Here is a 16,978-nt window from a genome sequence, read left to right as displayed (position 1 = left end):
AGCGACGAAGCCGCGTGCCAAACCCGGCACGCGGCTGGCCCATATCCGACGCCGTGCTCCGTGCGGGCTATGCGGAGGACGACTATCCTTGACAATCCGTAGCGGGAAATCGAAGACTGTGTCAGGGTCTTCACCTGAAAGGATGCGTCGTACGGGGGAAGGGGTGAATCCCTTGACGCTGAAGGAGCTCGCTGCGCTGCTGCGTAGCGGCGCAGTCGAGGAAGGTCCGCTCGCTGATTTCGCGGTGGACTACCAAGAGGCATCTCGGGTTTTCCGGAAGAAGGACGACTGACCATGGACTCGGCCGAGGGGCGGCCCGCTGACCTCGGGAAACCGTTCGGGCCGTCGCTCCGGCCCACGCCGATGCTGCTGCAGGGCCAGGACTACTTCTTCCGATCGCCGGACACCTCGCTGGACTTCCAGGAGCGGATGTTCCAGGCGAACCTGGTCGCCGATGAGCCGGGCGATCCCGTGCCGTGCGTGCTGGTGCTCGCCCGCGCCGCCGACATGGAGATGAACGAGCTCTCGCTGGCGCTGGCCGAGCACGACATCCGCATGGTGCGCATCGACGCCGACCGCTGCCAGGACCTCGCACTCACCATCTACACCGACACGCCGCTGATCGAGTTCCAGCACTGGCTGCTGCGGCCGTTGCTGGTGTGGCGGCGGCACTTCGACATCACCGCCCTACCGGTCGACCCGACAACGGTGCACGGCGCCTACGTTCGCGAGCAGTGGCACGCGGTGGCCAACTGGCTGGCCTGCCGCGATGACTGGGAGCAGGTCAACTCGGTGCGCATCAGCGAGCACCTCGATCGGCTGACGCAGCTGCAGGGCGCCGCATCCGTCGGCCTGCGCGTGCCGCGGACCGCGGTGACCACGATGCCCGGACGAAGCCGCCCAGGCGGCGGCCGGTGCATCGTCAAGACGGCCGGACACCACCTGCTCGAACCCGAACCCGGCGCGCTGCGCGGGCTGTTCCCGCAGCCGCTGGACATCCGGCGCACTGTCGAGGCGCGCGAACCGGCCCCGGTGCTCGTCCAGCAGTACCTCGACGCCGACCAGGAGTTGCGCGTGTTCGTGGTCGGCGACCGGGCGATCGGCTACCGGGTGCAGAAGCTGGACCCGGCGCAGCTGTGGGTCGACCCGGAATCCGTCGTCGTGGAGCCCGCCGAACTACCCGCGGACTTGGTCGAACAGCTGCTGGAGCTGTGCCGACAATGGCGGTTGGACGTCGCTGGCTTCGACTTATTGGGCGTCGGCGACGACTGGGTCTTCCTGGAAGTGAACGTCAACTGCGACTGGCGCTGGTTCGAACACCGCGCCAACTGCACGGAAGTGTCGACCGCGGTGCACGCCTGGGTGCGCAACCGCTTCGAGACGCTCTCCGCGTCAGCGCCAGGCGGGTGGGGCTGTTGGTGACCGCGCGATCAACACGGCGCTGCGGCACCGTATGGAGGACCTGCGGAACCGAGAGCAGCGCTGGTGCGTCATAAACAGTGCGGTCGGCGCCACGCCGAGGAGCGGACAGCTGACCAGCCCCCGTAGCCCAACTGGCAGAGGCAGACGACTTAAAATCGTCCAAGTGTCGGTTCGAACCCGACCGGGGGCACTCATCCTCCCAGGTCAGAGGCGTCTTTGATGGTGTCCTGGCGAGACGAGTTCCGGCTTGCCATGCTTTTCGGCGAGCGAGGAAGTCCGAACAATGCCTCGGCCACCTCTCCAGATCGGCTCACGGCTGCCGCAGTCACCGTGCCAATTCTGAAGGATCGCTTCCCCCAGTTCTCCTCGGTTCCGTGTTGCGCCTCGAAGCTGGCGAACGTCAACAGGGTGGACAGCGCGTCGGTGTGAGCACCATGGCGTTTCCGGATCAGGTGGTCTTGGGGGCGGCGCGCATGAAGACGTACACGCACGGAGTGCCGTTGGCCAGCGTGGCGAACACCACCGGGCTGTAGGCCTCGCCGCCAAGGTTGAAAGGTGCGGCGAAGACCGTCGGTGATATCGGCACCAGGCCCGTCTCCAGCGGCGGGTGCAGGTCTTTGAGGCCATCGACGAACTCGTAGCGGATCCGCGCGCTGCCGTCCTCCTGGCTGATGGTCGTGGTGACTCCGGCGCGCCGGTAGCTGCCCAGCAGCGGTGTCAGGTCCACCTCGGGCGGGTTCGTCGGCGGGGCGAACGGGGATGGCATGCGTGCCCCGGTCAGCTCGGCCAGCAGTTCCCGGAACAGGTCGGCGTTTGCATCACCAGGGTGGCGGTGTAGGGCTTGGCGAGTGACCCGGCCAGGAACACCGAGTCGGTGGTGGCGGGCACCCCGGTCCCCCGGTGCAGCACGCCGCTGGCCAGCTCGGCCTGTCACGAAGAGTCCTGCGCTCGCGGGGAACTTCTCGGGGATCAGGCGGCGTCGGGCTCGCGGTCGCTGCGACGTGGCGGGACGGCGAGCAGCCGACGGAAATGGTCTGGTGGGTGGGGTTCCCCGACCGGATGATCGTCGACCTCGATCCAGGCGTGCGCGGTGAAGGGGTGGGTGCGGACTCCCGTGCACCAGGTCGGCCACACGCCCCGAGCACGGCACAGCAGGGCGGCCGCGATGGAGCGTTGCAGGCAGCCCTGCCCGGCGCAGCGGAGACTGACCGACACCACGGCGTCGCGGGCGGCGAGAGCCTGCGCGGCGGTGGCGGGGTGGGCACCCCGGCGGGCGAATTCGAGCACGGCCCGAATGCGGATCGGGCGAGTTCCCGCCAGTACCCGTGCGATGGCGACCGCGACCAGTGGCAGGACGCGTCGGTGCGGGGGCAGGCGCTTCCGCTCGGGCAGGGCGACCGGCATGCTCATGGCGTCGCCACCAGGTGGGCGGCTCGCAGTTGTTGCACCACGGCGCGGACATCGCGGACGGCGCGGTCGGCGTCGAGGCGGTAGCGCTCGGCGAGGTCGGCGGCGATCTGGTCTGTCTCCTGGCCGTCGAGCAGGCGGCGGAGGATCGCGGCGCCGGTCGTGTTGAGCTGCCAATACCGGCCGGTGCGTTGGTGCAGCAGGACGATGCCGTCGTCGGTGTCGGTGGTGGCGACGTCAGGATGCAGACGCAGCATTCGTGCTCCTCGGAGGTGTCGGCCGGGTGGCCTCGCGCAGCCAGGTCTCGCAGCCCAGCAGGCGTTCCAGCGCGATGATCGTGGTGTTGTCGGCCTGGGGTGCCAGCAGTTCCGCGCGCACCGCGTCGGGGTCGATCAGTCCACGTGCGGCCAGCGCGGAGTCGGCTAGGACGTCCAGCACCGCGGGGAGGTTGCGGCGCAGTCCGACGCGGACGTCTTCCCCGAATTCGCCTTTGGTGGACCGGTCCAGCACCCGGTCGGGCGCGATGCCGCGCATCGCGTCCGCCAGCAGCGGCTTGTAGCGCCAGGGGGTGGTGCGTTCGTGCGGTCGCACCGCTAGCGCGGCCTCGATCACCCGGTCGTCGAAGAACGGCATGTCCAGCTCGACGCCGGACTCGGCGAACAGGCGGGCGCGCTGGGCGTAGGCCGGGGCGCTGCCGCGCAGGGCGAGCACGGCCTGGTGCTGTCCGCGGTCACCGGCCAGTGGCACCGCACGCTCGGCCGCTTCGCGCAGCGCCGCCCGGGCGGCGCTGGACGCCGCGGGGGTCACCCAGTCCTGGGCGCGCAACGACTGGAGTCCCCAGTCCAGCGCGGGCAGGCGCAGCGACGTGGAACCTTCCGTCAACCGGTCGGCCTGGTCGAGCCACCAGGCGGCCATGTCATCGCCGCGCAGCATCCCGGCGACCGTGTCGGCCAACGGCCAGCGTTTCAGGGCCCGGTAGCCGCGCACGTGCCGGATCGCCGTGAGTGGGCGCCGACGCAGCAAGCCGTGCAGGTATCCCGGAAAGTTGGTGAACAGCTCATCGCCGCCGTCGCCGGAGATGTGCCGCCGCGATCCCGCTGCGGCGAGCAGGTGTGCGGTGAACCGGGTTCGCGCGGCCGTGCGGCTGAACAGGTAAGGCTCGGCGAGCCCGGTCGGCGCGGCGGGATCGCTGAAGATCGTCGGCAGGTCGCCCTGCGCGATGGTGAGGTGCTCCGCGCGGGGCAGTCGGCTGGCGGCGTGCGAGGTGAAGACGGCGTCGTCGTTGGCCGACTCGGCCTCACCCCAATGCAGCGTGAGCAGTTCGGGGGTGTCCCGGGCGGCGAGAAAGCACAGCGAGGTGGAGTCCATTCCGCCGGACAGGTCCGCGCTCAACCGGCCATCGCCCCGGTGACGCCCGGAAAGCGCCGTGTCCAACGCTTCCCGCAGCGCCGCGGCGCCGGCCGCCAACGGCAGCTCCGGCGCGGGCGGCCACCACGACCGGACCTCCCGAGTTCCCGCCGGTTCGATGATCAGGTGATGGTCGGCGGGCAATACCGACACGGTCGACCACACGCTTCGCTCACCCAGCGGAGGCGGCACCGGGCCGCAGGCCATCCGCACCGCGAGCACCTGTTCGTCCACGCTCGCATCGCTCATCGCAGCCAGCACGTCGGCCCGGTCGCCCGCCACCGGTACCCGGTCCACCCTGGCGGAGAACACCTGGCGCAGGCCACTGGCACTGCCCTGTACCCGAATCCGGTCGTCCACCGCGGCCACCAGGTGGAAACTGCCTGGCAGACCGCGAGCCAGAACGTCCACATCGGACAATTCCCGAACCCGTGCGGCGAGGTCGCGCAGGCGAGCGGTGGTGACCGGGCACACGCCGATCACCACCACCCGCACCGGGCCCGTCGACGCCAGGACGCACTCCTCAGGCGCCCACTCGCCCACCAGCCACGGACGTCCCGAGAAGTGCTGGACGACCCGCGGTGCCTGGAAGGGAGCCTTTCGGAGGGCGGCCTGTGCTTCCGCCGTGTCAGGCAGGACGACGAACCCGGCAGACATCGACGGATCAGGCGAAGTACGCCGTGGTGTCCCAGTTGCCCCCGTAGGGGAAACCGAGCGTGTCCTCGGAGAACTCGCCAACCGCCATCAGCACCGGGGGCTCGTAGACCTCGGTGCGGGTCTGCTCGTCCATTCGGATCTCCTTCTTGCCGAACACGGACAAAACGCCCAAAAGCTACAACAATTCCCAAAGGGAGCATGCCCCCAATCGGATGACATACGGGCGAGATGTCGGGCGGCCATCGGACCGAGATGAGGGTCGGTTCCGGGCCCCTGGTGCTGACGGCCCAGGTGGTGTGATCGGTCAACGCCGCGACCGGCCGCGGTCGCGCGGCAACCGAACGGTGCGCAACGCCACCTCGGGACGCATCGGTCATCGGCCCCCACGCGGCGCCGCTGCTTCGACGCGCACCGGGTGCGTCAGCACCGAATCGTGGAGATAGCCCAGTTCGTTCCAGGAACTGGACTCCGGTTGCGTGTTGCCCTGGTCGTCGGTGGCGCGCACCTGGAGGGTGTGTTCGCCGGGCTCCGGATTCCAGCCGAACTGCCAGCGCACCCACACCCCCGGCGTCACCGGTGAAGTGATCAGCGCGTCCTGCCAGCGACCGTCGTCGATTCGGTACTGGACCCTCGCGACCCGGTTCTCTCCCGCGAACGCTCGTCCTCGGATCGTCTGCGGTTCCGGACGCAGCCGCGCTGGCCAGGGCAGCTCCACCAGGCTCGTCACGGGGAGCGCGGTGATCGCCGCGCCCAGTGCGGGCCCGTCCGCGGGGAAGTCCGGTCCGATCAGCACGTAGTCGGCGGTGTTCCAGGGCACGTGCAGGGCGTCTTCCGAGACTTCGATCCGGCCCAGCCACTTGATGCTGGCCGCACCCAGCCACCCGGACACCACGAGGCGGGCCGGGAATCCGTGATCGGCCGGGAGCACCTCCCCGTTCATGGCCAGCGCGACCACGGTGTCGTCGGCCCACGCCTTGGCCAGCGACATCGGTCGGCGGGCCCGGATCTCGTCGAGCCCTTCCGGCATGACCTCGCGTGCACCGGGTGTGGTTCCGGCCGCTTCGAGCAGGTCGCGCAGCCGGACGCCGGTCCACTCGGCGGTGCTGATCGCGCCGCGCCCCCATTGGGTGCCGGTGAACCGCCGCCCGATTTCCGCCCCGAACAGCACACGGCGGTTACCCGCGCACTCGATCGTGCGCACCACGGAAACCAGCGGAAACCGGTTCCACAGGTCGTTGTAGGTGTAGGCGATCGGTTCGCGTACCCCGTTGCCCTCGACCTGAAGCGTCCACGTTGTCGCGTCCACGCGTGGCGTGGGCGCGTGGCTGCGGATGAAGAAGCGATCGTTCGGGGTGAGATGGCCCGGCATGCGGTCCGGCCGGGTCCCGTAGTCCAGGCCGGTGCCAGCATCCTCCATCAGCTCCGCGGGGGTGGCTTTGACGACCTTGCGGTACGTCTCGGAAGTAGGTGCCGTGGTGGTCGGCGCGCTCGTAGATCCGGTCATAGGGCCACTTTGTGCTTGTCATCCAGAACCCAGTAGACGCCAATCCTCGATGGATCCAGAACTTGGGCTTATGGCTTGGGGACTGTCTTGGCGCGTCGTCACCGCCCGCTTCGCGGGTGGCGTCGGTACCCGGGCGGCCGTCAGACGGGGTTGCGCAGCGCGATGGCCAGCAAGTCACGCGCTGGGCCCCGCACATCGTGCCCGGTCGGCCAGATCGCGCGGAGCCGCCGGGTGAGATCCAGGCCGGGCACCTCCAGTCGCACCAGCGTCCCGGCGGCCAGCTCCGCCGCGACCGCGCGCACGCTGAGCACCGCGGGTCCGATTCCGCCCATCGCGGCCGCCTTGATCGCCGTGGTCGACGACACCTCCAGCACCGGAGCGGCCAAGTCGGTGTCGAGTTGTTCGCGCACCGCCCGTTCCCACGCCTGCCGCGTGCCGGAGCCCGTTTCCCGGCTGACCAGCGGCGTCGTGGCCAGCTCCGTGGCACGCACGCGGCGCCGCCGCGCCCACTCGTGGGATGGCGCGGCCACCACCGCCAGCTCGTCGCGCGCGACTTCACGGGCCTGCACGCCCGCGGGCACCTCGGGTCCTTCGATGAACCCGATCTCGGCCTCCCCGGCGAGCACCTGCGCGGCGACCTCGGTGGAGTTCCCGCAACTGAGCGCGGTCACCGTGTCGGGGTCGGTCGCCCGCAGCGCGATCAACCAGCGGGGCAACAGGTATTCGGCGACGGTGAGACTGGCCGCGATGCGCAGGTGCGTGTGCCGGTCCACCCGCAGGGCCGCGATCCCCGCTTCGAGATCGGCGGCCCGGTCCACCACCGGCTGAACCCAACCCGCCACCAGCTCACCCACGGTCGTCAGCCGCGCACCACGTGCCTCCCGCTTCAGCAGGCGAACGCCGAGCTCGTGCTCCAGGTGCCGCAACCGCGCGCTCGCCGCGGGCTGCGACATCCGGTGGGCCGCCGCCGCGCGCCCGATGCTCCCCAGCTCCGCCACGCTCAACAGCAGGTCGAAGCTGGTCAGATCCCTGACGCGCGGGGGCAGCGGCATAGGCACAGTTTATGTGTCGTGCACAGCCACTCACCGCGCTCACGAAACGACGGGCCTCGCGTGCCGCGGCAGTGGCGGAGCGCCGGGGCTCACCGGGGGAAGGGATGCGTCCGACTAGGGCGAACCACGCTCAACAGCGGCGTGCGGTCAGCGGGTTGTGATGGGCCAAGCGCTGGTTGGGTGTGGTTCACGTGCGGCCGTAGAGCGGTTTCTGCTTCGCGGGTGGCGCCTCGGGCGTGACCGCGGGTTGTGGGCCCGGCTCCATCACTTCCCGGCCTCGGGCGTCGACGACCTTGGTGAACAGGTGCTGTGCCGCTCCGAAGATGACGGCCCAGCCGATGATCTGCGCCGACGAATCGAGGGACGTCAACCCGGGTACGAAATCGCCGCGCATGAGCAGGAGCCCGAGCACGGCCGTCAGCGCACCGGCGGGAAGCTTGAGGCACGCCAGCGCGAGCGGCACGTTGGACGCGGTCGGGCTGCCCCTGAGCTGGTGCAGCGTCGCGGCAGCAGTCACCGCCGCCGCGAGGAACCCGACCGCTTCGACGACGACGTAGTCGCCCCACGACGCGGCGGCCTCGAAGCTCTGGTCCAGATTCCCATTTTCGGCGAACCGGCCCTCGCCAAGAGGGCACACGACTATTGGCCTCAGGGGCGGCTGGACTACCAGTGCTGCTGACCGCACGTTGGGGGTGGGACCGAAGCAGATCGGCAGCAGTGTCCGATCGATGGCAGTGACGATCGCGATCGTGACGGCCACGCACAGCAGCCCAACGGCCCAACACCACACGAGTTGCGAGAAACTGCGTTCGCGGACGATCTCGCGCTGCTGAGCCCGGTACGCCTCGCGCACGGCATCGATCACGGTCTGTCGCTGCGATTGGGTGAGCCGCCCGCCCTCGGAAGTCCGGAAGATCCTCTCGACGGACAACCGGCGCCTGTCCTCGGACGGCAGGTTCTCCTCGATCAGCATCAGGAGGTCGGGCAGCATGCCGTGCAGATCTTCGAGCGAGACCATCCGAAGCACGAGGACGTGCGCCGCGTGGATGTGGGCGAGCGCGCTGTCCACGCCGTGCGCCCGCCGCGGCCACAGCGTGCCGCCGACGTCGCGCTGCGCGCGTTCGAGATGTTCCCGCGCACTTGCCGCCAACTTCTCGGTGCACAGCTCGCTCGGTGCGGAGCAGCTCTCGGCCCAGTCCACGAGTGCCCTCAGCTCCTTGATGCGGGCGAGCGCTCTGAACTTCCAAGGCCATCGCCAGTCTGCCCGCCTTCGCGCAACGGCGACCTGACCGGTGTTTCGAGCGGCGGGCACGGCTCTCACCTGCCCAGCGATCGAGCGGCCGAGACCGCGGCCCACGCCACCTCCGGGTGCCGGATGTCGCTGTGCGCCTGGGCGAACCGGGACAGGTTGCGCTTGATGACGTCGTTGGCGTCCAGGCGGTAGAACACGCCGGGCTGGAACCCGTAGTCCGTGCCCTGTCCGGCCATCGTGACGGTCTTGGCGTCGCTTTGCTGGTAGCCGTCGTAGCCCATCGCTCCCCAGCGGTAGTTGATCCGGTCCAGCAACTCGGCGTCCTGCCAGGCCAGCCTGCTGGCGTTGGGATACCACCAGCCGACCGCCCGGTCGGCTTCACTGAACGTGCACACCAGTGGGCCGTCGACCCGGTCGGCGCAATCGGCCAGTGCGCCGGCGCCGTCGCGCACCGGAGCCCGCGATGCGAACGCGAAGTGGCTGAAAGCGCCCTGCACCAGGTACAGGGATTTCACCGGGCTGTTCGCACCACGCCACTGCGCCGGGAGGCCCTTGAGGGCGAACGAGACGAGCCGGGCGCCGAAGCTGTGGCCGAGCAGATGCCCGCGCACCCCGGGGATGGTGTGCGCCACCTGTCCGAGCAGCGAGCCGAGGCCGTCGCGGCCGACCACCCCGGCGCGTTCCTTCATCTCGTAATAACTGAGGACCCGCAACGCCTCTCGCGCTCCCTGCCACATCCGACCGAACGGATTGAGCGGCTGCGCACTTCCACCGTCCACGGGTGCGAGTGCGGCCATCGCGTCGAACACCCGTCCCGGTGGCGCGCTCAGCGCCGCTGCTTCTCCGCCGTCTTCCGGGGCACCGCTGGAGGTGGTCACGAGTCCTTTCGCCAGGCGGAGGAACTCCAACAGCCGGTCCCGGTCCTGCGGTTGCCGGTCGAGCAGTTGGCAGATGTGCTCCACCTGCTCCTCCTGGTTCGGAAAGGCGGGAGCCAGCGCCTTCGCGAGGTCGGCACCCGAGGACATCCCCCCGGCGAGATGCGGGGACGCCAGTGCCCCGAGGACCTGGGGCGCCGATGATCGCGGGACCGGCGGACCGATGTCGGCGGGCGAATCTTCCGGGAACAGCAACGCGGGCCACAGCACGCCGACGAACCCCGTGTTCGCCCGCTGCGCCGTCGAGAGCATCCCCGCGATGAGCCCGAACATCGCCGAGTACAGCTCACGTGCTCCGTCGAAGGAGCTGTTCCAGCCGTGGCTGAAGACGAAAAGCTCCCGCAGCCCCGCGGTTGCGATGGTCTCGGGCAGATTCCCGCCCCGGCGGAGCACGCCCTTCGCGTCGAACTCGACCTCCCAGTACGGCACACCGCCGATCTGTGACTCCATCTCTCCTCCCCAGAGTCCACACCCGGCTTACCGCTCCCATCCCCGACCGCACGCCGTAGACCCGGTGCGGCTAGCGGTCCGTCGGTACGGCGATTTCGCCGTCCTCACGCATCAGCCGGTCCAGCACCTCATCCGGCATCCACACCCGGTGCGGGTATTCGGTGCCCCACGAGTTCAGGATTGGTACGGCGCTGAGCTCGTCCGCGCTGGTGTTGCCGAGTACGGCGTGCACCTCGTCAACCGACTGCGCCCAGCGGAACACCTTGATGCCGTCGTCCGAGTCGGCGACGTAGTCGGCTCGCTCGATGTGGTCGTCGTTGGCGAAGGAGTCCGCCCAGTCGACGTGCCCCGCCGAGGCCAAGACCTCGGCCGCCGCGCGGCAGGACGTTCCGTTGGAGTCGCCCGGCTCGGTGTCCGGCCACTGATCGTGGTCCTTGGCCCGATCCCACAACCACCGGGCCGTGTACAACTCGTCGTTGAGGATCGTCATGCACCGGGACCAGGCGAATCCGACGCAGGCTCCCTCGTGGCCCTGGTCGTAGAACTTCCACCACTGCTCGCGGTCCGGTTCTCCGCCGGGTTCCAGGCACACGGCATGCCCGCCCCGAATCCTGGTGAGCGATTTCGCCCCTGCCCGGACCACGAACTGAACACCGTTCTGGTCAGCTCGGGGGCGGTCGAATTCGGCGTACCAGTTGACGCCGATCACCACCGGTACGCGCGCGGGCCGACTCGTGGCGGTCAACGGGTATTTCTCGACGTGGCGCCAATCATCGGGGAGAAAACGCCCCAGGCGCTCGTCATCTGGATCTCGATCGATCGGACGGTACCGCATTGGTTCCTCCTCTCGCGCCGCGCAGCACCTGCGCCTTCGCCGAGGCGCAGGCAGCTACCACCAGTAAGCCAATGGTGCGCAGGCACAGCAATGAGCACATCGATCCAAACAGGATCCAAGCGCCCACCTCGGCTTCTCGCCGCCCCGGTTGCGCGCAGGACACCCTGCGCTGCGAGTGGCCCACCGTGCACGTCGTCGCGGCTCTGAACCCACTTTGGTTCCGCCGGGATCATTCTGCTGTCCGGGCTGCGAGGTGATGATGTGCGGGAGGCGAGGAGGTTCTCATCATGAATACCAGGATCTTCCTCATCGACATGCCGCGCATGATGCGTGAGATCATTCGAGCCGCGGTGGCGCAGCGGTCTGGGGGCGACATCGTTGGCAGCGCCCGAAATTCGGACAGCGCTCGGCAGGTCGTGCTGACGATCAACAGCACCCGAGCCGAAGTGGTGGTGCTGACCACTGATTACCACGCGCTTGCTGACCTGCTTCCGCGGCTGCTCGTACCGGGATCGTCGGTCCACCTGCTGATCATGACGGGAGACGGCCGCGAGGCGTTCCACTGCCAGCCTCTCGGAGAGACATCACCGGAAGCATTGCGCAACATCATGGACGGGATCGCGCGGTGAACCCGCCGTTCGAATCCGAGCTAGAGCACCAGGTTGGAGTAGTCGTCGTGCAAAAGCACCCGGTCCACTCGCGCTTCGAGCCCGTCGGCCGTCAAGGGGGTTTCGTGTGGTTCGAGGTACTGGAAGTCAAGGCCGGTGCGTTCTCGCAATTGCGCCAGTGAGATGCGGTACGTTCCGGCGTCGAAGACGGCTTCGACGGTGAGCATGTCCTCGATCAATTGGGTTTGTTCGAGCACGTACGCGGAGACGGCAAGCGCACCACCGGGTTTGCAGTAGCCGATGACCTTCCAGAACGCCAGGGGAAGCCGGGCGCCCTTGTACAGCGGGTCGTCATCGGTCATGACCGGACCGCTGAACACGGTTATCTTCTTGTCCGTGAGGTCCGCGTTGTCGAGGATGAAGTTCTCAAGGCCCTGCCAGAGTTCCTTGCCCTGGTTGAACTTCTCGTGCTGCGGCGCGCAATTCGTGAAGTGGAAGGTGTCGTCGTTCGCTCGTGAGAGGTCATCTCCCCAGACCGGGTCGAGACGCCGAACGAGATGTCCCCGGTCCAGCGCGTTGCGCCGGTAGAGCGACTCGCCGATCTGCTCTGATTCCGCGATGCGGGGGTCGAGGTACCACTTGTCCGCCCGCCGTTCGAAATCGGCGCTCTTGCTGCCGTCGATGTTCACCACCGTGTAGTAGGCGAGCTGGCGGCGTCGATTGACGACGATGCTGAAGTGCGTGTAGGGGAGGACGGTGGGGTCTTCGCCGGGCGGAGCGTCATTGATCTTCGCCGCGTTGCGGCGCTGTTCGCCGGAGAGTTCCGGTAGCGGCAGTTCGGGCCCGAGAAATCCTGGGTCGTACCCGGTGTAGCCCTCGTAGTAGGAGTGGGGGCGGGCGATTTCGAACGCTGAACCGTCGAGGTACTCGACCTCGGCGCTTTCGGCAGTGGCTGATTCTCCTATTTCTATCGTGATGTTGAGCGGAACGGACAGTTTGGGATGCGAAAGTTGCATGATCAGGCCTTTCGTGGCGTAGGCGGCTCGTCGGGTGCTCCTAGATCAGGAAAATTCCACCCCGGCCTGTCGGAGGAGCGGGTCGTCGGCAAGTCGCCACAGCGGTACGGCCTGGTTGCCCTGGAGGTACCGACCTCCGAAGTGCAGGCCGATGACCATCGACGTTTCAAGGTCGAGCAGACATGATCCCGAGTTCCCGCCGAGCGTCGAGCAGTCGTGGATGATGCTCTCCGATGCGGAACGAACCGCGCCCGGTTGCAGGCGCTTGACGTTGTAGACACCGGCGAAGATCCGCTGCATCTCTTCCGGATCGTTGCGCCTGGAGTCGGCCGCCGGGTAGCCGACGACGTACACCTTGGTCCCGCTGCGAACACCGGGGCCGCGGGCGATGCGCAGCGGGGCCATCCGAGGCGCTCCTGCCGAGCCGTCCGACGTGCACCGCAGCAAGGCCAGGTCAACCGCGTCGTGCACGCCGATGATCCCGGTCAGCTGCAGCTCTCGGGGCTGCGCGGCCGACAGTTCCTCGTTGTAATCCACCCGTCCTGTCATGCCGGGCGCGAACGCCCACGCACGTCCATCGTTGCGGGCGAACTCGGCTGCGACGTGCCGGTTCGTCATCACGACGTCTTCTGCCGCCAACCAGCCCGTCCCCACCCAATCGATGGCCGGGTGCCCCTCGACCTCGATGCGTCCGACACGGGGCAAGACGTCCTCGATGGCGGACCGGTGTTGTTCGAGTTCGTCGGTCCAGGGTTGTGGTGCCGGGAAGAACCGACCGTCCTGCACCAGGATCGCGGGCCTGGCCATCAGCAGGACGATCGCTTCGAGAGCCGCGCGCTCGTCCGCGTCGACTTCGGCGTGGGCGCCAGCGCGCAGCAGCTTCCGCACAGCGGCGCGTCCGGCCGGGACCAACTCCTCCAGATGACTGCGCGACTCGGCCTCAAGCCGTGGCAGCTGGTCCGGCTCGGCACCGACCACTGGCTTGGTCATGTACTGCGAGCGCCCGGGTGCGACCTTGCGGACGACAACTGCGTTGTCGTCGTCCAACTCTTCCTCGATTCGCGACAGATCGCGTTCGTGGCGCAGTACTTCGGCGATGACATCATGACCGGACATCGTTCCCCCTGACAGCCGCCTATCCGTGGTCCTGAGCGGGTGTTGTCGGCACGCTGAGCACGCAACTCAATCGTCCGGTGGCTGGCGATGACGTCGGAATGGATCCGACGGTTCAAAGGAGGCCCAACCTGCTCACGCCCTGGATTCAGGTGCCTAGCTGCGAATCATCGCAACATTGTTCTCGCTCGCCTTCGGACAGCGCCGACCGCTGGGTGGTGGTGCTAGCCAGCGGATTCGCACGGTAACCGGCTGCTCCTGCGCAGTTCCCCAGCGAGGGTTAATCCGGGCGGCAGTCAGGAGTGCGGTGGGTTACTCGGCGGAAAGTCCTGATGCAGCGCGGAACGAACCAGGACGGAGTGGTCCAGGCGCTGCTGTCGGGCCCAAGCAGCGGCTGCGGCACGGCCCTGCAAACCCAACTTGTCCAGGATGTTGTGCACGTGGTTCTTCACGGTCGCCAAGGCGATGCACAACTGCCGGGAGATCTCCTGGTTGGACAAGCCCTGCTCCAGCAGCACGGCGACCTCCGCCTCCCGGCGGCTGAGGACCTCCGCGTTCGGACTGGGCTGCAACTCCGCCGACAACTCGGCCACCCTCCGGCACAGGGCGGCGGCCACGCGCGGCGAGCAACGCAACTCCCCGTTGGCGACGCTCTCGATCGTCCGAACCAGTTCGGAGATCGAATGATCCCGTGTCAGGTACCCGGCCGCGCCCAATTCGGCATACGCAATAATGTCATATTCCAGTTCGGACACGCCCAACGCGATGATCCGCAGTCCGGGATTCTTTGCCCGCAAGGAGATCACGACACTGGGGCCGTCCGGCAAGTCGGTGATATCAAGCAGTACCACCGCGTGCTGCCGCGCGGTTAGATCCGGTTCGAGTTCCTCCGGCCGCGCGAGGGTCGAGACAACCACGAAGTCGTCGACGTTCTCAAGGACAAGGGCCAGCCCTTCCCGGTAGAACCTCGTCGCGGCAACGACGATGAGCTCGATCATTGTGAACCACCCTGGCACCGCGCCACCGGAGCCCGGCCAAGAACCCGTTTCACCTGCGCCTGTAAGCGTTTTCCAGCTGCCGGGCATCACACGACCAGTTCGCACTCACGCTATCAAACCGCGGCCCGTCGCAGGTATGGCAATTGGTCCTCGTTCGCCCTCGGACCGCAAACGACTGCCCGGCGCCACGTTGCACCGGCGCTGGAAGTGGTGCGACGTTCCAAAAATCTGGACCGAACAGTATTTTTCCAAATCATTTCCCGATTCTTCCTGTCCGCGGAGGACGTGTTCGTCATGTCGAAAAGCGCGATGGGTACTCGCATGGGCTACCCAGCCCGCGCCGATGCGGAACAAGCGAAGGCGATTGCCGCGACCCGGTCTCCGTTCACCATTGAGATTCGGTTCCAGGGCGGGCTGACCGATGTGCAGCAGGCCGCACACCTGTGCGGTCGGATGGATCCTCAATGGATCCCGCTGCTCATTGCCCCGGCATGCGCGCTGCGCCTTACATGGACACGGGCTGCCCGTGTGCCAGGAGTGCGACCAGTCACGAGGAGGAAGAGCCCACGAGGAGGAAGAGCAATGACGAACTGCAACACGTACACGGTGCAAGAGGGCGACACGCTCTCGGAGATCGGCGAATGGTTCCACGTTCCGTGGAAAGAACTCCAGCGCATCAACGACATCGACGACGCGAACCTCATCTTCCCCGGCCAGGTGCTGCGCCTGTCGAAGAACAAGAACGTGTGCAGGACCTACACCGTGGAGGACGGGGACACGCTCTCCGAGATCGGCGAGCGGCACAACGTGAGATGGCAGCGCCTGTCGCACTACAACCACATCGCCAATCCGAACGTCATCCACATCGGGCAAACGATCTGCATTCCGCTTCCGCGAGGCGCATCGGCGGCCGAGGCGGGGTGAACCGCCGCAGGTCCCGCTGCGGATGCGTCCGGACCGGCTTGGCTGGTGGGGCGTTGGATCGTCAGGCCGTCGTTTCGCTGAAGTCGCGCAGGTCCTGGTTGATCTCGCCTGGTCAGGCTCGTAGTTGGCGGGTGTTGTGGCCGGGGTCATGGATTGTCCGGTGCAGAGGGGGTTTCGCCTGGGGGCGATCACCCGCCACAATGCGCGGCCATGGCCTATGAGCGCGCAGATCCCCGATCCGGTCAACCGGGGCGGCCAGGGCCCGGACAACCGGGGTCCGGACAACCAGGGCCGCCGCCGGGACCCCCGCAGGGCGGACCGCCGGGACGGCCGCCGCAGCCGCCTGGGCAGGTGCCGCCGGGCCCGCCGCGGCCCGGGCAGCCGATGCCACCAGGGTCGCCGAGCGCCCCGCCCGCAGCGCCGCCACCAGGACCGCCGGGACCACCGCCGGGCCAGGGCGGACCACCGCCGGGCCCGCCGGGGCAGCCACAACCGCCACGGCCCGCTCCGCCGCCGATGGGGCAGCCGGGACCGGCTCCGGCCGGGTCGAACCCGCCGCAGCCACCCGCCAACCAATACCCGGCGACGCGCGTCCAGCCGCGCCCGGACACCCCCGAGCCGCCCGACCACTACCGGGAGTCGGGCACCCTGCGCGACCCGGATCCGCACCCGGACCCCTATGCGGACCGCTACCACGACGCCGACCCGCACCCGGACCGCTATCGGGACTCGGATCGGTACCGGGACCAAGACCCGTACCCGGACCGGTACCGGGACCAAGACCCGTACGACGACCCGTACCGGGAGTCGGACCGCTACCGCGACCGGGACCGGCCGCCGCGGCGCCGCGATCGTGATTCGTACGAGGAGCCCCGGTACGCCGACCGCGGCGACCGCTTCCACGGCCCGAGCGCCGACGCGATCGGCCGCGCCATCCAGGTGCTGACCGCGCTGATCTCGCTGGTCTTCGTGCTGCACATCGTTTTCGTGGTCACCGGCGCCAACCAGAGCAACAGCTTCGTCTCGTTCACCTACTCGACGGCGAAGTTCTTCGTGCTCGGCCTGGGCGACGTGTTCACCCCGGAGGACGCGACGATCGGTGTGGTGCTGAACTACGGCCTGGCCGCGGTGATCTACCTGGTGGCGGGCCGGATCATCGCGAAGGCGTTGAAGCGCTGACGCGGCGGCGGAGCGGGCCTCCGCCCCGGCCACGCCTGCGGGCCGTCGATCCGGCGGCCCGCGACCAGGCCGCGCGATCCGGCGGAGCAGCCCCGGTCACCGGGGGTTAACCGGATGCGATATGTCGCTCTTTTGGGGGGCGACGGCATCGCCGTGCTCGGGCATGGCACCCTTGGTAGGGCTGACCCTGCATTACCCAGCGGGTACGGCTGCGCACGT

Annotated in this window: 18 protein-coding genes and 1 tRNA gene; 5 read left to right on the top strand and 14 right to left on the bottom strand. The window is 68.3% G+C overall.

The genetic code is table 11. The features are described 5' to 3' along the window. Positions 1-294 precede the first annotated feature (294 nt). Together ACTWQN_RS28020 and ACTWQN_RS28015 are read left to right on the top strand one after the other, a co-directional pair. Entirely contained in the window at positions 295-1,422 is a 1,128-nt protein-coding gene (locus ACTWQN_RS28020; protein ID WP_443206578.1) for an ATP-grasp domain-containing protein, read from the top strand. A gap of 116 nt (positions 1,423-1,538) precedes the next feature. After that, positions 1,539-1,612 (top strand) — tRNA-Leu (locus ACTWQN_RS28015). A 258-nt stretch (positions 1,613-1,870) separates the two neighbouring features. On the opposite strand, the gene ACTWQN_RS28010 is transcribed toward ACTWQN_RS28015, so the two are convergent. The 11 genes from ACTWQN_RS28010 to ACTWQN_RS27960 all read right to left on the bottom strand — a co-directional run bounded on the left by ACTWQN_RS28010 (position 1,871) and on the right by ACTWQN_RS27960 (position 10,921). After that, on the bottom strand, positions 1,871-2,188 hold the full coding sequence (locus tag ACTWQN_RS28010; protein WP_443206577.1) for a hypothetical protein: 318 nt from the start codon (positions 2,186-2,188) through the stop codon (positions 1,871-1,873). 11 nt (positions 2,189-2,199) lie between these two features. After that, positions 2,200-2,331 (bottom strand): hypothetical protein, encoded by a 132-nt coding sequence (locus ACTWQN_RS28005; protein ID WP_443206576.1) that lies wholly within the window; start codon positions 2,329-2,331, stop codon positions 2,200-2,202. Between the two features lie 60 nt (positions 2,332-2,391). Beyond that, a complete protein-coding gene (locus ACTWQN_RS28000; protein ID WP_443206575.1) occupies positions 2,392-2,832 on the bottom strand; it encodes a lasso peptide biosynthesis B2 protein in 441 nt (146 codons plus the stop codon). After that, the gene (locus tag ACTWQN_RS27995) at positions 2,829-3,086 is read right to left on the bottom strand and encodes a lasso peptide biosynthesis PqqD family chaperone (RefSeq protein ID WP_443206574.1); all 258 of its coding nucleotides are present in this window, start codon (positions 3,084-3,086) and stop codon (positions 2,829-2,831) included. Before ACTWQN_RS27995 ends, ACTWQN_RS28000 begins: the two co-directional genes overlap by 4 nt. Beyond that, entirely contained in the window at positions 3,067-4,893 is a 1,827-nt protein-coding gene (locus ACTWQN_RS27990) for an asparagine synthase-related protein (protein ID WP_443206573.1), read from the bottom strand. Before ACTWQN_RS27990 ends, ACTWQN_RS27995 begins: the two co-directional genes overlap by 20 nt. A 7-nt stretch (positions 4,894-4,900) precedes the next feature. Further along, positions 4,901-5,026, bottom strand: coding sequence for a lasso RiPP family leader peptide-containing protein (locus tag ACTWQN_RS27985; RefSeq protein ID WP_443206572.1), 126 nt, complete (start codon positions 5,024-5,026; stop codon positions 4,901-4,903). A gap of 240 nt (positions 5,027-5,266) precedes the next feature. Then, on the bottom strand, positions 5,267-6,397 hold the full coding sequence (locus ACTWQN_RS27980; RefSeq protein ID WP_443206571.1) for a sulfite oxidase: 1,131 nt from the start codon (positions 6,395-6,397) through the stop codon (positions 5,267-5,269). Positions 6,398-6,537: 140 nt separating this feature from the next. Then, the gene (locus tag ACTWQN_RS27975) at positions 6,538-7,449 is read right to left on the bottom strand and encodes a LysR family transcriptional regulator (RefSeq protein ID WP_443206570.1); all 912 of its coding nucleotides are present in this window, start codon (positions 7,447-7,449) and stop codon (positions 6,538-6,540) included. A gap of 187 nt (positions 7,450-7,636) precedes the next feature. Beyond that, on the bottom strand, positions 7,637-8,650 hold the full coding sequence (locus ACTWQN_RS27970) for a hypothetical protein (RefSeq protein ID WP_443206569.1): 1,014 nt from the start codon (positions 8,648-8,650) through the stop codon (positions 7,637-7,639). Positions 8,651-8,766: 116 nt separating this feature from the next. Then, positions 8,767-10,086, bottom strand: a complete 1,320-nt coding sequence (locus ACTWQN_RS27965; protein ID WP_443206568.1) for a hypothetical protein — start codon at positions 10,084-10,086, stop codon at positions 8,767-8,769. 70 nt (positions 10,087-10,156) lie between these two features. Next, positions 10,157-10,921, bottom strand: coding sequence for a hypothetical protein (locus ACTWQN_RS27960; RefSeq protein ID WP_443206567.1), 765 nt, complete (start codon positions 10,919-10,921; stop codon positions 10,157-10,159). A 287-nt stretch (positions 10,922-11,208) separates the two neighbouring features. Here ACTWQN_RS27960 and ACTWQN_RS27955 point away from each other — a divergent pair, with 287 nt between their 5' ends. After that, positions 11,209-11,550, top strand: a complete 342-nt coding sequence (locus ACTWQN_RS27955; RefSeq protein WP_443206566.1) for a hypothetical protein — start codon at positions 11,209-11,211, stop codon at positions 11,548-11,550. 20 nt (positions 11,551-11,570) lie between these two features. Here ACTWQN_RS27955 and ACTWQN_RS27950 read toward each other — a convergent pair whose 3' ends face one another. The 3 genes from ACTWQN_RS27950 to ACTWQN_RS27940 all read right to left on the bottom strand — a co-directional run bounded on the left by ACTWQN_RS27950 (position 11,571) and on the right by ACTWQN_RS27940 (position 14,656). After that, entirely contained in the window at positions 11,571-12,545 is a 975-nt protein-coding gene (locus ACTWQN_RS27950; RefSeq protein WP_443206565.1) for a DNA/RNA non-specific endonuclease, read from the bottom strand. A gap of 45 nt (positions 12,546-12,590) precedes the next feature. Next, entirely contained in the window at positions 12,591-13,661 is a 1,071-nt protein-coding gene (locus ACTWQN_RS27945; RefSeq protein WP_443206564.1) for a trypsin-like serine peptidase, read from the bottom strand. A gap of 293 nt (positions 13,662-13,954) precedes the next feature. Next, the gene (locus ACTWQN_RS27940; protein WP_443206563.1) at positions 13,955-14,656 is read right to left on the bottom strand and encodes a LuxR C-terminal-related transcriptional regulator; all 702 of its coding nucleotides are present in this window, start codon (positions 14,654-14,656) and stop codon (positions 13,955-13,957) included. A 207-nt stretch (positions 14,657-14,863) separates the two neighbouring features. Between ACTWQN_RS27940 and ACTWQN_RS27935 the strand changes: the two genes are divergently transcribed. Further along, complete coding sequence (locus ACTWQN_RS27935; protein WP_443206562.1) at positions 14,864-15,580, top strand: LysM peptidoglycan-binding domain-containing protein; 717 nt, start codon at positions 14,864-14,866, stop codon at positions 15,578-15,580. Between the two features lie 516 nt (positions 15,581-16,096). After that, positions 16,097-16,759 carry a hypothetical protein gene (locus ACTWQN_RS27930; protein WP_443206561.1) on the top strand — a complete coding sequence of 221 codons (663 nt, stop codon included), beginning with the start codon at positions 16,097-16,099 and terminating at the stop codon, positions 16,757-16,759. Positions 16,760-16,978 lie beyond the last annotated feature (219 nt).

It is taken from the genome of Saccharopolyspora antiqui (genome assembly GCF_052246905.1).
GTDB lineage: Bacteria > Actinomycetota > Actinomycetes > Mycobacteriales > Pseudonocardiaceae > Saccharopolyspora.
Note: the sequence above shows the minus strand (reverse complement) of the source record. Positions and strands in the feature narration are given on the sequence as shown.

Coding starts and splice junctions, on each gene's coding strand:
- ACTWQN_RS28010 (WP_443206577.1), bottom strand. CDS start 2,188: ATGCCATCCCCGTTCGCCCCGCCGACGAACCCGCCCGAGGTGGACCTG.
- ACTWQN_RS27980 (WP_443206571.1), bottom strand. CDS start 6,397: ATGACCGGATCTACGAGCGCGCCGACCACCACGGCACCTACTTCCGAG.
- ACTWQN_RS27995 (WP_443206574.1), bottom strand. CDS start 3,086: ATGCTGCGTCTGCATCCTGACGTCGCCACCACCGACACCGACGACGGC.
- ACTWQN_RS27990 (WP_443206573.1), bottom strand. CDS start 4,893: ATGTCTGCCGGGTTCGTCGTCCTGCCTGACACGGCGGAAGCACAGGCC.
- ACTWQN_RS27960 (WP_443206567.1), bottom strand. CDS start 10,921: ATGCGGTACCGTCCGATCGATCGAGATCCAGATGACGAGCGCCTGGGG.
- ACTWQN_RS28000 (WP_443206575.1), bottom strand. CDS start 2,832: ATGAGCATGCCGGTCGCCCTGCCCGAGCGGAAGCGCCTGCCCCCGCAC.
- ACTWQN_RS27955 (WP_443206566.1), top strand. CDS start 11,209: ATGAATACCAGGATCTTCCTCATCGACATGCCGCGCATGATGCGTGAG.
- ACTWQN_RS27985 (WP_443206572.1), bottom strand. CDS start 5,026: ATGGACGAGCAGACCCGCACCGAGGTCTACGAGCCCCCGGTGCTGATG.
- ACTWQN_RS27950 (WP_443206565.1), bottom strand. CDS start 12,545: ATGCAACTTTCGCATCCCAAACTGTCCGTTCCGCTCAACATCACGATA.
- ACTWQN_RS27965 (WP_443206568.1), bottom strand. CDS start 10,086: ATGGAGTCACAGATCGGCGGTGTGCCGTACTGGGAGGTCGAGTTCGAC.
- ACTWQN_RS28020 (WP_443206578.1), top strand. CDS start 295: ATGGACTCGGCCGAGGGGCGGCCCGCTGACCTCGGGAAACCGTTCGGG.
- ACTWQN_RS27945 (WP_443206564.1), bottom strand. CDS start 13,661: ATGTCCGGTCATGATGTCATCGCCGAAGTACTGCGCCACGAACGCGAT.
- ACTWQN_RS27975 (WP_443206570.1), bottom strand. CDS start 7,449: ATGCCGCTGCCCCCGCGCGTCAGGGATCTGACCAGCTTCGACCTGCTG.
- ACTWQN_RS27940 (WP_443206563.1), bottom strand. CDS start 14,656: ATGATCGAGCTCATCGTCGTTGCCGCGACGAGGTTCTACCGGGAAGGG.
- ACTWQN_RS27930 (WP_443206561.1), top strand. CDS start 16,097: ATGGGGCAGCCGGGACCGGCTCCGGCCGGGTCGAACCCGCCGCAGCCA.